The organism is Zobellia sp. OII3 (genome assembly GCF_002211465.1).
GTDB lineage: Bacteria > Bacteroidota > Bacteroidia > Flavobacteriales > Flavobacteriaceae > Zobellia > Zobellia galactanivorans.
In genome coordinates this window covers 29,885-45,969 of record NZ_MWRZ01000005.1, presented here as the reverse complement: position 1 = coordinate 45,969, position 16,085 = coordinate 29,885, and the positions used below count along the sequence as shown (strand labels likewise).

Genomic DNA, 16,085 nt, shown 5'->3' with positions numbered 1-16,085 from the left:
ATCTCGATTATCGAGTAAAAGAAATAAGTAATGAGGAATGAGTCGCTTTTTCGGACTCATAAAACCTCCGATACCCAAAAATATATTCTATGTCTCTTTATGCATCTCTTTTTATTTTCAGCAGTCTTCTCGGCTTGGTATTGGGCTGGGGCATCATAAGCCGACGCAAAACAAAGAACAAAGGGGAAAAGTCAGGTTGTTCCGCAATTTATATCTTTATCCTGACCGTCATTATTTCAAACCTTGCTATTCCGTTTACACTCATTATACCCCACTCTTTCTTCCCCCTTTTTACAGGAAATAAAATGGAGGTTCCCATTGTTTTTGAAGAAATGCATTACGATACCGTTAAGGACAGTGATGGCCATGAGCGAGAAGTAGCAATGTTTACCCCCATTGTAGAAATTGAATTGGACAACGGACGAAAACTGGAGCGCAAACTCGACTATAGCTCTGGGGATAGAGCAAAAATAGGAAGCAATATTACCATCTACTACGATGCCAAAAACGACAAAGTACTTACCCTCGGAATAATTTCTGTTGCAACAAAACTCGTGGCTTGGCTTACTTGTATCTGGTTATTGGCACTATTATGGGCGGGATACAATTACGCCATAGGAAAACCAACTGCCAGGCCCAAGAATATTTTGGGCATTTTGGGACTCAAGCTTATCATACCCTTGATGATGCTAGGTTTTACTTTAGGACTCTTAAGTTATTTGTACAAGAGATGGATCCTCTTAGAAAACCCCGATGACCACCCCGATTGGCTACCCTTTCTGGTGCTGTTCTTTGTCGGTGGAATGCTCGTCGGTATTTGGGCTTATTCTTCGGCCATTTTCGGCTCTAAAGATCAAAACGCCGTAAAAAGAACGTAAACACTCCTTGGTAGCTGCCCCACCAATAGAAGAGAAAACGCAATTTTCAATTATAGTTTCCCTTACAAAAATCTACAAGAAACCATCAAACACAAATACTTGTTTTTCTATTAGGCATATGTACTAAACCATCAAACCCACCGTTACTTGTAAGAAATAATCTATAAATAAAATGTTAACATGAAAATCGTAAAAGTAAAAGGTTTCGTCTTACTACTATTCATAATTCTAGGAATTTCCTGCCAAGAAACCAAAGGATGGTCTGAAGATGATAAAAACGGATTTCTAAAGGGTTGCATTGGTGCAAACAATGGAAAAGTTTCCGAAGAAAAAGCAAATGAATTATGCTCTTGTATTCTTGACAAAATGATGGAAAACTATCCCACCATGATAGAATCACAAAAAATGGGTGTTGAAGATATAAAAGCACTAGCAGAGACTTGCCAATAAAAGAACACCTAATACCCTATATAATTCACTTCCGACTAGCCACTCGTTTGCTACAAGTGGCTTTACCGGATGGGACCAAAAATATAAAAGCTAGGGAGTAAACTAAAACAAGCTTTGCCATACATTATATACCGCAGCTTATCGCTTATCTACCGCGCTTGATTTGCTGTGAGCTTAGCCCTAACATTACAGAGCGTTCCCTACCCCCGTCCTCTTCAAGCAATACATAAATATTTTGGCCTTTGCCCATAACAAAGTTTTTGCAAACAAATACAAGATGATTGTTACTGTGCGCAGGAATGGATTCTTGCAAATTGTAGATAAACAAATCCTTTATTTGTATTTCGCGGTTCCCTTCCAAGGATTTGATAAAGAATCTCAACGACTTTACCTTATAATCGCTCCAAGAATCATTTTTAACCTCTAATACAAAGTGTAGATCATCATGATCTTTTATTATATTGTTTAACTGTAGCCCGATTAAATTTACCGTATTGGAAATTTTTTTGAACTTAGATTTTTGCAAATAACTGTTTTCACAAAAAATCCGATAATAGCCCTCCCTATCCGAATCGTAAAGACTGCTTTCTATTGTTTCTGGGGTTTCCTCACTGGTTAGGTCGTTAGGTCTTAAATCAGCTTCTACCTTATTGTCAGTATCATTATTTTCATTCGAAGATGGCTCCTCAAAGGTATCGGATTCGGCCTGTCCAACAGTTTGCTCCTCGACAGTTTGCTCCACGACAGTTTCTTCGTCATGACTGGCTAGCCCTCCATTTGTGTTACTTACCTCAGCAACACTAGATTCATTCAATTTCCCAATAGCTTGATCCTCTGTCAGCACATAGGTAAAGCTATTGACCTCGTTATCATATTGAAGTAAAAACGAATAAATATATCCATTCTTGGTAATTACGGTGAGGTTACTGGTAGCCCCCTTCTTGGCTACGAGGGTCGCTATTTTTCCATTGGGTTCATACTCGAACTTATAGTGGGGAGCAGGTTCTACGACCTTTTTGATTTCCGAAGGAAAAAATAACGTAATCGTTATGCTTTCATTTACCGATACAGGTATGGGTAAATTACTTGCTTTCATTGCCACAGTAGTATATGCAATGAACAAAATGAAAAACATCCATTTCAATTTCATAAACAAGTAGGTTTTTAAGGTAATTTGGGATAACATACCTTGCCATTTAAACATACAGCCATACAAAAGTATCACCTCTGGTCCCGTTTACACAATTTTTTCGTTATCCTGATCAAAATAATTGTTTTACCGTTGGCAATGTTTGTACCCTTACCTAGTATTTCGCCCAAGTTCACTTCGTAGAAACCATTGTGGAGAGAATCCCGTTTCACTGTGAACCCACCTACCTATAATATCATAGTAGTATAAAATTGGATTGGTAACACTATATCTATAAAAGTGAAGAAACGGAGCGACTCTACCGGACAGGAAGAAGGCCTGAAATGGATTACCACCACCCTAGCCATTTAGAAACCTGCCCTTTAAAAATCTCGGGGCAAGGTGACATTGACCATCACAGCGCTTCCTCATATAGCCATACCATTTTATTTGGACCTCTCCCTACGAGTACATCACAATGAATGAAAATAGCCCTGATTCCCTAGTTATGACCGGTACCTAAAGATGGGAGGAGGTCACTTTAATGAAGTTTTAGAAAACTAAGCAGTTCTAATTAGGGGAAGTTTACAACTCAACTATTAGAAAAGTCTTTTACTTTAAAGGTTGATTTCTCTGCTTTTTATTTATTAAACCATACTTGATTACTTTGAAGGTATCCTATTCTATGGGCCAAAGCTATGACACATTCATTTTGTTGTAAAGAAAAAGGCTCTTTGTAAACTTTCCATACATTCCCCACTTCTTCTTTATCCTTTAAGATTTGGTACCCTATTGATGCCCCATTCGTTTTACAACTGATTACTACACGACTATCTTTCTTTTCAATTAGAGGCTCCTGTGTTTTAGGCTGTTCTCCTGAAGGCCAAATGGATGCTAAATATTCTTTTTCGGACATCAGGCCTTTATCGTTTACTTCTTCCATCCAACGACTACATTCAGCTCTTAATTCCTTTAAGTTATCTTCATATTCAGGATTATCTACTAGATTATTAAGTTCATAGGGATCATTCCAAGTATCGAATAATTCTTCGGGAACCTTTTTTTTCCGGAACCACTGCGCTTGATTTTCATTAAGTTCTCCATTATCCCGCATTCGAAGTAATTCTTGCATAATCGGCATTTGCTCCCGAAAAGCTACGGGCAAATAATAGCCCTGTTCGGTTCGGAGATTTTTTAAATATTTAAAGCGATTGTCACGAACCGCTCGTATCATATCATACTGCTTATCAAACCGGTCCGCTGCACCATATACATACTTTCTCCTTGCCTTGGATTCGAATTCTCCAGCAAAGGCTCTACCGTCTAGATTTTTAGGCGGTTGGATTCCCGCCAAGGACAATAAAGTGGGCTTAAAATCCACAAAACTTATTAAACGGTTATCTATTGTACCCGCATTCTTCTTCTTTGGATACCGTATCACCAATGGCAATTTCATTCCCGAATCATATAATAGACGCTTTTGCCGTGGTAAGGGTCCGCCATGGTCGGTATACCAGAATATAATCGTATTTTCCAATAATCCGTCTTCTTCCAGCTGGGCCAGTATTTCACCTACTTGATGGTCCATTTCTTTAACATTGGAATACATTCTTCTGATATCGGTCCGCCCAATTTCATTATCCGGTAAATAAGGAGGGACAGGCACATCTAAATTTTCATCCACCCAAAGCGAATCTTTGGCCTTTACCCATATTTGGGATTCATGGGTAATGCCAAGATTAAATATTGAGAAAAATGGCTGATTTGCCCGACGGTTTCTCCAGTGAGCTTTTTTACTGCTTTCATCCCATGCTGTGACAGGTGGCATAAATTGATAATCCTCTTTACTATTATTGGAACAATAATAACCTTCAAGCCTTAAATGCTCACTGTGCATCTTTACATCGGCGGGAGGCATTGCTCCATATGGTTGAATTACTTCTGGCAAGAATTTTCTATTTCCTCTGGTCCTCATGTGGTGCGCCCCAATATGGTTCTGATACATACCCGTTGCAATTGCGGCCCTGCTAGGTGCACAGACACCAGACGGTGAATACACGTTCGTATATCTTACACCTTCCTCGGCCAAACGGCTAATATTGGGTGTAACCACTGTGGAGTCTCCAAACGATGGCAATACCGGACTTAAGTCTTCGGCCACTATCCAAAGTATGTTGGGACGTGGATCTACTTCTGCCATCGTTTCAACCTTACTCTTGCTTTGACTGTTGCAACCAACCAAGTATAACGTGAGAAAAAAGGTGAAAATACTTTTCATAAAATTATTCTATTATTAAAAGGATTGTAGCATGTAACTACATCACGATTTACCATAGTAGGCAATTACTATCTCTTTCGTGCTTTCTCATCTAATTCATAACTAAGATTATGAATTTCACATGCGTGTTTAAATTATCTTAAAAACTATATGGCCCAAACTTTTTGACCTTCTCCAATTTCCATACAAGATGCATAGCTTCCTGGTAAGGGCAAATATTCCCTCGCCTGGGTCATACCCACTTTAGAAGAAAAATATCCACTAATCGTCAAACTTTTAAGTAGGTCAAAATAATGGGGCAGCACTTTTTTCTGACCTTTCTGTTTCAACTTAAATTCTATAGCTTCATCTTGTAAACCAGTTAAAAGGTTTAAACGTTGGTCTTTTGATAAATCAACAAAGGATTTATTAAAATCAACAGCACAAATCTGGTCCAGACTATTTAAGCCTCCAATAAAAATTTCTTTTTCCTCAGGCTCAAAACAATCATTGACCATAAGAACCATATACTTACCAATTTCCGCTGCTTTTGCTCCTTGACTTTTATCTGTTGTAGGTATAATGGTTTCTCCTAGATAATCCAAAATTGATATATCATCATTTGTTAACTGCACTCTAACCTTAGGGACATAATCACAAGATTGTAAAATTGTTAATGGACTAATTAGTGCCACACCTCCCATAACACTAATCCCTTTTAAAAAATCTTTTCTCTGCATTTTTAAATATTTCTTTTGTTCAGTTCTTTAACTGCAAAATCAACAGCTCTAGCTGTTAATGCCATATAGGTCAAAGAAGGATTCTGACATGCGCTAGAAGTCATGCAAGCCCCATCTGTAACAAAAATATTTTCTGCTCCCCATACCTGGTTGTGTTTATTGAGAACTGAGGTTTTTCTATTCTTGCCCATCCTTGCAGTTCCCATTTCATGAATATTCAATCCAAAATTTCTATCTTCCTTCAAATCCTTAATATTTTTAAAATGGGCCTTATCCATCATTTCCATAGCGGTTTCTCTCATATCCTTCTCCATGTTTCTTTCATTTACTTTATACTCAGCTTCTATGTTTAAAAGAGGAATTCCCCAAGCATCTACCTTATTTTCACTTAAACTTACCTTATTTTCATAATATGGAAGACACTCTCCCATACCATGCATTGTCATTTCCCAAGGTCCTAAAGAAGTTAAATCATCCTTTAATGCAGGTCCGATAGCCGTCTTCTTAATTTCCGAACCGGCTGACCTTGAACCGCTACAGCCAAAAGCATAACCTCTCTTAAAACTTGTTTGAACATCCTTTCCTAAATTACGAAACCTTGGCATATAAGAGGAAGTTGGCCTTCTTCCTTTATAGTATTTATCTTCAAAACCATCATATTCACCACGTACCTTTGCATTGTAATTATGATCCATAAGATTATGACCTAACTCCCCACTATCATTACCCAAGCCGTCTGGAAAACGTGATGATTTAGAATTCATCAATAACAATGTAGAATTTAGCGTTGAGCCGTTAACAAAGATTATTTCAGCAAAATAATCCATAGTTTCTTTGGTATTTGCATCTACTACCCTAACACCAGTAGCTTTTCCTTTTTCGTCATCATAAATAATTGATTGCGCAACAGAGAATGGTCGTAACGTCATATTACCCGTTCTTAAAGCTGCTGGCAAGGTTGAGGAATTACTACTAAAATAGCCTCCAAACGGGCATCCCCTATTACAAAGACTACGATACTGACATGGTCCCCTACCCATGTGACTAACTGAAAGATTTGCGGTACGAGCTATAATTAAATGCCTATCATTATAATGTTTTTCGATAGCCTCTTTAGCATACTTCTCTATACAATTCATTTCCATAGGAGGCAAAAACTCGCCATCAGGTAGGTGAGGCAAACCATCTTTATTCCCACTAATACCAACAAATTTTTCCACATAACTGTACCATGGGGCTATATCCTTATATCTAATAGGCCAATCTACGCCTATACCTTCTTTTACATTAGCTTCAAAATCAAGGTCGCTCCAACGCTGTGTATGTCGTGCCCACATTAATGACTTTCCTCCTACCTGATATCCCCTTATCCAATCAAATGGTTTTTCTTGTTGATATGGATGCTCATTGTCTTTTACAAAAAAATGCTCCGTTGCTTCATAAAAAGCATAACAACGACTAATTATAGGGTTTTCTTCCTTGGTCTTCAAAGGAATTTTGCCACGATGGGGAAACTCCCAAGAAGGCGTATTAGCGGTAGGATAGTCTTTTATATGCTCTACGTTTCTGCCTCGTTCCAAAACTAGTGTATTTAAGCCCTTTTCACACAATTCTTTCGCGGCCCACCCCCCACTAATTCCTGAACCAATTACAATAGCATCATATGTTCGGTTCTTTTTAGAACTAATATTTATATTCATTTTTAAATAATTTTTTGTTTGATTTCTTGTATAATGATTATGTCATCAAGTATGGTATGCACATGTATCTACTCAACATCAATAAAGATTATGATCGGTAAAACCGCCATAGAAACATAATGAGAGTAGATTTTTTTGCACTAAAAGAATGATTAATGATATATCAATAATCAATCGCCTACTTTCTCAAATAGGAGTAAACTAACATCTATGACCTCACTTCCAGCCATTTTATCTGCTTTTAAAACTAACTCACCAAATCCTTTTCGTAAGGGTATTGTTCCTATCTCTAGTGGTTTAAAGTCCTTTACGTAAGAACTTTTTCTTTTTACCCTATCATTTTCCATTCCTTCTAAAGGAGGGTCATGAGGTTCTTCTATGGTAAACCCCAATTGGCTTTCATTTAAAGATAATGTCAATTCGGAGCCTTCGTTTCCTTGTTTGCAAGTATAATATAGTGTAACCTTATATTCAGCACTTTCCATTACTTCAACATCCCATGTAATAACGTCTTCTATATCTTTCCAATTAGTTAAAAATGAACAATTGGGAAATCTATTGGAGCGAACAATATTACCATGCCCCCTAGCATCTCCAGCATGAAATTGGGTAAACTTAGTTTCAGGATGTCCTAAAGGATAGCTCCTTGTATCGTATTCAGGTAATTCGGAAAGAACATCGTTTATATACTTTTCTTTGACATCAACTAGGGTTTTTACCATGTCCGGATACTGGTTACTCACATCATTTTCCTGCTCTCTGTCTAATTCAATGTTGAACAGAGCATTATTATGGTCTAAGCGAAATTCTTGATTTCTGATACTTATTTTATCTTTCCATTGGTTTACTAATACTCTATCTTCCAAAATATTATCTTCAGATAGTAAAACTTCTTTCAAGCTTACACCATCAATAGGCTTATTGGTCTTATATTGAATATTGGCCAAATCTACCAAAGTAGGCAGCAAATCAATTGCGCCAGAAAGGTTGTCTATAATTTTTTTTCCTTTTATTCTTTTTGGCCATTTTACAAATAAAGGTGATCGCACACCTCCTTCATCTGTTGATGATTTTTTACCTTTCATACGACCATTCCATCTATACTCATTAGGTCCATTATCATTAAAGTAAACAACGATGGTATTTTCCTCTAGATTTAATGTCGAAAGGGTTTCTAAAATTCTTCCTACATTCCAATCAATATTCTCACACATAGCCAAAGCAGCTTTGGTGAACTCTATATTTTCACCGTACTCCTCAACCGCCAAATTAGTGAGCTCTATATCCTTAAATTTATCATACCAAACATCAGGAACTTGCATTGGTGCATGTGGCGTATTCATGGGTAAATAAAGAAAAAATGGATTCGTTTTATTTTCTTTTATAAAACTTATAGCGTGTGTCGTTAAATCATCAGTTAAGTATCCATTACCATGGGTTATACTCCCGTTTAAATCCAAAACTGGACTAAAGTAATTTCCCCAGTGACCAGACGTAAATCCATAAAAAGTGTTAAAACCACGTCCATTGGGGTGATAAGGGTATTGCATACCGTTATGCCATTTGCCATAAGCCGCAGTGTTATACCCAGCATGTTTAAAAACGTCCGCAATAGTAACCTCATCCAAGTCCAGACGTTCGCCACCCGCAGATGTGCTATACACCCCGCCTCTAGGCGAGTACCTACCTGTTAGAAATTCAGCTCTGGTAGGAGAGCATACAGGTTGAACATAGAAATTTCTAAACTGAGCACCGCTCCTTGCCATGTCATCTATATTGGGCGTACTTAAATTGGTGTTTCCGTGAAGACTAAAGTCTCCCCACCCTTGATCATCAGATAAAATAACAATCACATTTGGTTTTTTCTCTTCTACTACGGTTTTTTGGTTGCAAGCCACTAACAAAAAGAATAGTAAAAGACCAGTTACACTATACTTGTAAATTGAAATCATTTGACTTAAAACTAATTTGATTCACTTAAATTCTAAATTGACACGTGACCTTTAATACTTTACCATACCCTTTCTAGTTATATCCCTCATATCCTCAAGGGGTATATTATCACCAAATTGTTTTTGCAACTCGTATAGCTTTATCTTAAGCTCATCTACAGTTTCTTTATTCATAGGGTTTGCATAAGCATTAACCAGTTCATTTGGGTCTTTTTCCAAATCATAAAATTCCCAAACATCCATATTATAGTAAAAGTGAATTAGCTTATATCTATCTGTTCGTATGCCGTAATGGGGCTGAACATTATGCCATTTTGGAAATTCGTAATAATGGTAGTACATGGCATTTCTCCAATCGTTTTTACTTTGTCCTTCTAAAGCAGGCACAAAACTTTCACCTTGCATTTCCAAGGGTTTTTCCAAACCGGCCATATCCAATATCGTTGGTGCAAAATCTACATTTAACACGATATCATCATTTATTTGTCCGCCGATATATTTATCAGGGTATCTTATCAACAAAGGCATTCTTAATGATTCTTCGTACATAAAACGCTTGTCATACCAACCATGGTCACCCAAATAAAAGCCTTGGTCCGAAGTAAAAACGACAATTGTGTTCTTTGCAAGACCTTCTTTATCTAAATACTTAAGTAGCCTACCAACATTATCATCTACAGACTTTATACATGCTAAGTAATCTTTAATATACTTTTGGTATTTCCATTTTTTGAGCGCTTCACCTTTTAGCTCTGGGGATGGAGAAATGTGCTCTCCTTTATCTCCCAACCTTTCCCATTTTGCCAGTTCTTTTCCCACCAAGCCTTTAGGCGGCGTCAGTTTTAAATCTTTATTAGTCAGGTGATTTTCAATGGTCATCATAGTTTCACCAGCTGTAAGTTCCCTTGTCTTATAATCATCGTTAAAAGTTAAAGGATATGGCATTTCTACATCTTCAAAAAGATCCAGGTATTTTTTATCGGGACTCCATGGTCTATGCGGTGCTTTGAACTGATACATCAACATAAAAGGTTTCGAAGAATCTCGCTCATTCTTTAACCAATCCAAGGCAAAGTCCCCCGTAAGATTAGTTGCATACCCTTCTTCTTGAATCTTTTTGCCATTTTCATTGTAAACTGGATTCCAATAACTTCCTTGTTCGCCATTAAGCGTGTGATATTTATAATAGTCAAAACCCGTAGGTTCACTCCATAAATGCCATTTTCCAATGATTGCGGTAGTATACCCCGCGTTCTTTAATATTTTAGGAAAAGTAACCTGGCTACCATCAAAAGGGTCGCCCCCTTCATTTTTATAGAATCCGTTTTTATGGCTGTATTTTCCCGTGAGTATGGATGCTCTACTTGGCCCGCATATACTATTTGTAGCAAAAGCGTTATTGAACATCATACCTTCTTTTGCTACCCTATCTATATTTGGCGTAGGGGCCACTTTGCTGTATAGCCCATTATATGCACTTACAGCGTGCGACGCCATATCGTCTGACATAATAAAAATAATATTGGGCTTTTTTGATTCTTGTCCTCGTAACTTACTACCGGACACTAGAAAAACTATAGTAAAAACTATTAATTGAAGACTTTTTTTCATTCTAAATTTATATAAATTGAAATCATATTGAGTTAACATCTGGAAGTCTGACAGATATATTTACTGTCCAATAATAGGTTAGGTACTGATGCGCAATGCGCATCAGTACCTAAAAAACTAACCCAACTAATATCCCTCGTTTTGTTCTAGGTTGTAAATCGTTACCTCACTGTCCGGCAAAGGCCACAAGCCTTTTTTTGCTATATAACCCTCCTCATTGTTAAGCTTGCTTAATTCACCTGTTCTAATTATATCAAAATATCGTAGCCCTTCTAATGCTAATTCTACACGTCTCTCATGCCTAATATCTTCTAGAAGTGCTTGCCCTGTTGTTGATACATCTGGCAAGTTTGCACCAGTAAACGGTCTATATTCCGTAGGGTAACCATCTGCATCTACATCTCCTATTTGTGATCCTGTTGGGAAAGTTGAATTACGAGCCCTTTCACGAATTTCGTTGACCCTTTCTCTAGCTTCTTGCTCCTTTCCTAAATGAAACGCGGCTTCTGCATTCATTAAAAGAACATCAGAATATCTAATAACTCTTATATTAGTGGGTATCTGCCTTCTGCCACCGGGCATAACCTTTGTAGTCGGAACGGCTTTTCTTAAGGTTTTAAAAATAGAATAATCGTACTTAGGGTCAGCTTTTATCCATGCATATTCATCAATTTGTGATCCGGCCATAATATCTTCAACAATATTATAACCCCAACCAACAGGCCACTCTTCACTTAGCATGGTAACTTCTCTTCTAGGGTCAACATCATCATTTCTAGAGAATTCGTGGAACAAATTGTCTTTAGGCTGATTAAACCCCCAACCTCCAAAACCACGTACTCCTAATCTAACAGGCACCTCATTGCCTGGCAAGTCATTCCATCCTGTAACCGTCAAATCGTTTACGTACTGCTGATCATACACAGTTTCGGATTTATTTTCACCTTCTATTTCAAACACTTCGGCATAATTTGGTAATAATGCATACCCTGGAGTATTCATAACCGCCAGTGTTTGATCATATACTTCTTTCCATAAATCATTCACATTTAAACCACTACTAGAATACTCCGGTGCGCGGTTTTGCATTATACTATTATAAAAATAACCCGTTTCTCGCAGGGCTACCCTGGCCTTAAGGGCCTGTGCCGCTCCTTTGGTTGCACGCCCTATATCAATATTACCTTTGATGGGTAAAATAGCAATTGCATCATCAAGGTCCTTCTTTATAAAATCGTAAACCTCTTTTTCTGTATTGGACCTAGTAATGGTCTCAAACTCTGCAAAGAGTGGCACATGATCCAACAGTGGAACTTTACCGAAAATTTCAACTAGTTTAGAATAAGCGAATGCCCTAAGAAACTTAGCTTCACCGATAATTATTTTTTTACTATCGGATAATGTGGCTTGCGCTTCTAAACTTCCAATGACTTCATTTGAACGTGTAATAACCTCATACAACTGTGACCATTTAGGTCCTATCAAAGGATTAGAAGAGGTTGCGGTAAAGTCGGCTATTTCTTGAAACTGAAGTCCATCACTTACTCCACTGCCTCCTTTAACGGCATCGTCACTTGGCAAATCCCCAAAAGATAACAGAAGCATATCACTGTTGTTCGATCGGTATACAGAAATTATCGCTTTTAAAGCATTTTCATCGCTTTCGTAATAATTTTCTGAATTTTCGCTGTTTAAAGGCTCTAGGTCCAGGGTTTGTTTTTCACACGACCAAAGGCCAGCAATGAACAACAAAAAAGTTAACTTGTATATAATATTTTTCATTTCGAACTATTAAATATTTGAATTGACAAAAATTGTCTTAGAAAGATAGATTTACTCCCAAAATCAGGGACTTAGGAATTGGATAATTACCAAGATCTATACCTGATGCGAGCGAAGAGTTGCTGTTGTTTGTTGTCAGTTCTGCTATTTCCGGATCAAATCCAGAGTAATTAGTAATAGTGAACATATTCTGAGCACTTACATAGACCCTAAACTTACTCAGGTGGATTTTTTCGATTATTTCGAGGGGCAAAGTATAACCCAGCTGAATAGTTCTTACTTTTAGAAAAGACCCATCTTCTACATAACGATCGCTCATTCTTGAAAAATTTTCATTTGGATCTTGTACCGTCATTCTAGGTTCCGTTCCATTGGGGTTGTTTACCGGATGGTATCTATTTAATCTTGAAGGTAATAGATTTCGAAACCCTTCCCCTGATAATAGGTGAGGACGTAATGCGTTAACAGTCTCTACTCCCTCTACTCCAATGAGGGTAAATCCAAAATCTATACTCCTGTAATTTAACCCGGCATTAAAACCCCATGTATAATCTGGAATAGCACTACCTAATTTAATATAATCTTCTTCATTTAGTTCCCCATCATTGTTTTTGTCCACAAAGCGAGCATCACCAATTGTAATATTTTCAGTATTGTTTAAACCGCTATTATCTATTTGATTTTGAGAGGTATATATACCATCTCCTTCATAACCTATAAAATAGGCAAACTCCTCACCTACTTCGGTCCTTGTGATATACTCAGGGCTTATTTTATTATTGGTCCTACCGCCTTGAATAAAATCTTTAGTACCTAAATCGGTTATTTCATTCGATAAGAATGAGATGTTTGCGCCAATATTAAAATTAAGGTCTCCAATGCTACTAGTATATGATGTTGAAAACTCATATCCTTCATTTTCCATTTTTCCGACATTTTGAAATGGATCTGTATTACTGGTGTATTGCGGCGTTGGTACCTGTACAATCATATCCCTTGTTTCTTTAAGGAAATAGTCTGCCGTGAATCCCAACTTACCTTGCAAAAAACTAAAGTCTAAACCAAAATTGGTACTCTCCACTGTTTCCCATTTCAACTCTGGATTTACGGTTGCAGTTGGTATACCACCTTGAATGGCATTTGTTCCGTCAATAGAATAATACATATTGTCCCTATTAACTGTAGAAAGATAAGTGTATGCCGCAGCACTGGACTGGTTACCTACTCGGCCCCATCCGGCACGAAATTTTAGGTTGGAAAATAGATTGAGGTTTTCAATAAATCCTTCATCTGAAAGTCTCCAAGCAAAACCTAACGATGGAAAAGTTCCCCATTTGTTACCGGGCGCAAATTTATAGGAGCCGTCCGTTCTAACGGTTGCTGTAAGTATGTACTTATCGTTAAATACATAATTTAACCTTCCAAAGTAAGATTCCAATCCTGACTGCCCAACCGTAGACAATGGATTTCCGAATTCGGTACCACGGTTAATGTAACGCAAAGCTTCATCTTCAGGAACACCGGCCGTGGCAGTGATTGAAATACCATCATTTTTACTTCCCTGAGCCTCATGACCTAATGTTAATGTCAGGTCATGTTTTTCAGCAATACTTTTATTGAACGTTAGTACATTATTCCAGTACCAGGACTGAGAGTTAGTTCTGGCCTGCGTTAAAGTACTATTTTCATTTACTTGAACCGAGTTTACTCTATAAGAGGGTAGGTAATCTTTTCTTTTACTAAAACTGTTTGAGTAGCTAAAAATCGTTTTAAATTTTAAGCTTTTAAAAATCCCGAGTTCTAACCATGCTCGTGGGTTAAAGTTAGCATTGATCAAATTTTGGGTTTTATCGAAATCAGCTTTCGCTGCAGGATTACTTTGTTGTTCATTGAACCACATATCTCCCCAACTACCATCTTCCATATATACAGGCATTAAAGGATGCGCAGTCAAGGCTTGAGAGATAGGAGATCCCCAAAAATCCTGTTGCCCTCTTTGCCCACTTCTTTCTTCTGAAGTATATCTTAAATCAATTCCAGCTCTTACAAAATCATTGAACTTAAGATTCAATTTTCCAATTAAATTTAAACGATTAAACGATGTATTTTTTACTGTACCATCTACTTCATTGTATGACGTAGAAATATAGTAGTCAATTTTTCGATTTTCTTTTCCTTGCATTCCTCCTGTTACGGAAAACTGATAATTTTCTTGGCTCCCTGTCTGAAAGATTTCATCCTGCCAGTTAGTACCAACAGTTCTATTGGCTATTGCATCATCTAAAAGCTCTAATTTATTACCCGTAAAAGGGGTTCCATCATTTTCCATAGCTTCTTTGTAAAGCTCGGCAAACTCATAACCAGCAGTTAAATCATATTGATCAATTGTGTCTATACTATAATACTGGTTAAAGGAAAAAATAGGCTTTGTAGCTTTATCACCAGACTTCGTACTGACCATAACTACACCATTAGCCCCTCTAGAACCATAAATTGCAGTTGCTGACGCATCCTTCAATATTTCAATGTTTTCAATGTCGTTTACATCCACATTATCCATATTATCGGCCGGAACTCCGTCAATTACATATAATGGATTAGAATTATTAATTGTACCTATACCCCTAATACGGACTTTAACACCATCACCAGGAGTTCCAGAAGCCTTGACAATGTTTATTCCCGCAGCTTTTCCCTGCAAAGACTCTATGGCTCGACTTCCTGCAAAACCCTCTATATCCGATCCTTTAACCGAAGCTACAGACCCGGTCAAGTCTCGCTTTTTGGTTGTACCATAACCAATTACTACAACTTCCTCTAAACCAGCCGCACTCTCCTCCAATGAAACATTCACAGTAGTTTGTCCATTTACAGGAATTTCTTTAGCCGCAAATCCAATATAGCTCACCACTATTATTGCATCTTGGCCAACTTCAAGCGAAAAATTACCGTCAAAATCTGCGGTAACACCATTAGTTGTTCCTTTTTCGACAATGTTTGCACCTGGTAATGGTTGACCGTTAGTATCCGTAACCGTTCCGGACACTACTTCTTGAATCTCCGCCTCAATAATAGAAATATTACTGTTTTGGACATTATTAGATAATGCACGTTGCTTAAGAAATATTTGTTTATCTACTACCCGATGAGTAGTTCTTGTTTTTGCGAAAATTCTAGTTAGAATCTGTGGTACCGTTTCTTGCTTCGCTTTTACACTTATTATTCTATTCAAATCAACATCTTTGATTTGATACACAAAATGAAATTCGGTTTGGCTTTCAATTTCATCAATAAGCCTTATAACAGTGACATTGCTCAAATCTAGTGTAATCTTTGTCCCCTGCGAATATGATGTTTTGGCCTGCATGGTAAACAGGACCAAAAACATAAACAACATACTAATTTTCATCTTCAAATTGAGTTTAAGCAATGGGAGTCCCCTTCTTGTTTGATCAAGAAATTTTTTCATACTTTTATAATGTTTGATTGTGGTTATACAAATTGGCTAATCACTTCTACCAATCGGGAAATGGTGACACATTTTCCGATTTTTTTTGCCCAGTTGAGAAATAAACAAAAAAGTGAA

General features: G+C 37.4%; 10 protein-coding genes. 2 read left to right on the top strand and 8 right to left on the bottom strand.

The annotated features are described in order from the left end of the window. The first annotated feature begins 89 nt into the window (after positions 1-89). Both B4Q04_RS14400 and B4Q04_RS14395 read left to right on the top strand, forming a co-directional pair. A complete protein-coding gene (locus tag B4Q04_RS14400) occupies positions 90-878 on the top strand; it encodes a hypothetical protein (RefSeq protein WP_013991835.1) in 789 nt (262 codons plus the stop codon). Positions 879-1,058: 180 nt separating this feature from the next. Beyond that, positions 1,059-1,328, top strand: coding sequence for a hypothetical protein (locus B4Q04_RS14395; protein ID WP_088697212.1), 270 nt, complete (start codon positions 1,059-1,061; stop codon positions 1,326-1,328). A gap of 145 nt (positions 1,329-1,473) precedes the next feature. Here the strand turns inward: B4Q04_RS14395 and B4Q04_RS14390 are convergent, their stop codons facing one another. From B4Q04_RS14390 to B4Q04_RS14355, 8 genes are all read right to left on the bottom strand, one after another. After that, positions 1,474-2,424, bottom strand: a complete 951-nt coding sequence (locus B4Q04_RS14390) for a DUF4138 domain-containing protein (protein ID WP_161496075.1) — start codon at positions 2,422-2,424, stop codon at positions 1,474-1,476. 673 nt (positions 2,425-3,097) lie between these two features. Beyond that, positions 3,098-4,735 carry a sulfatase gene (locus B4Q04_RS14385; protein WP_201723401.1) on the bottom strand — a complete coding sequence of 546 codons (1,638 nt, stop codon included), beginning with the start codon at positions 4,733-4,735 and terminating at the stop codon, positions 3,098-3,100. Between the two features lie 146 nt (positions 4,736-4,881). Beyond that, positions 4,882-5,454: a gluconate 2-dehydrogenase subunit 3 family protein gene (locus B4Q04_RS14380; protein ID WP_088697210.1), complete on the bottom strand. Its 573-nt coding sequence runs from the start codon at positions 5,452-5,454 to the stop codon at positions 4,882-4,884. A 2-nt stretch (positions 5,455-5,456) separates the two neighbouring features. Next, the gene (locus tag B4Q04_RS14375; protein ID WP_088697209.1) at positions 5,457-7,154 is read right to left on the bottom strand and encodes a GMC oxidoreductase; all 1,698 of its coding nucleotides are present in this window, start codon (positions 7,152-7,154) and stop codon (positions 5,457-5,459) included. Positions 7,155-7,324: 170 nt separating this feature from the next. Beyond that, entirely contained in the window at positions 7,325-9,106 is a 1,782-nt protein-coding gene (locus tag B4Q04_RS14370) for an arylsulfatase (protein ID WP_088697208.1), read from the bottom strand. 51 nt (positions 9,107-9,157) lie between these two features. Further along, on the bottom strand, positions 9,158-10,717 hold the full coding sequence (locus tag B4Q04_RS14365; RefSeq protein ID WP_088697207.1) for a sulfatase: 1,560 nt from the start codon (positions 10,715-10,717) through the stop codon (positions 9,158-9,160). Positions 10,718-10,843: 126 nt separating this feature from the next. After that, positions 10,844-12,499 carry a RagB/SusD family nutrient uptake outer membrane protein gene (locus tag B4Q04_RS14360; RefSeq protein ID WP_088697206.1) on the bottom strand — a complete coding sequence of 552 codons (1,656 nt, stop codon included), beginning with the start codon at positions 12,497-12,499 and terminating at the stop codon, positions 10,844-10,846. Between the two features lie 37 nt (positions 12,500-12,536). After that, a complete protein-coding gene (locus tag B4Q04_RS14355; RefSeq protein ID WP_088697205.1) occupies positions 12,537-15,968 on the bottom strand; it encodes a TonB-dependent receptor in 3,432 nt (1,143 codons plus the stop codon). Positions 15,969-16,085 lie beyond the last annotated feature (117 nt).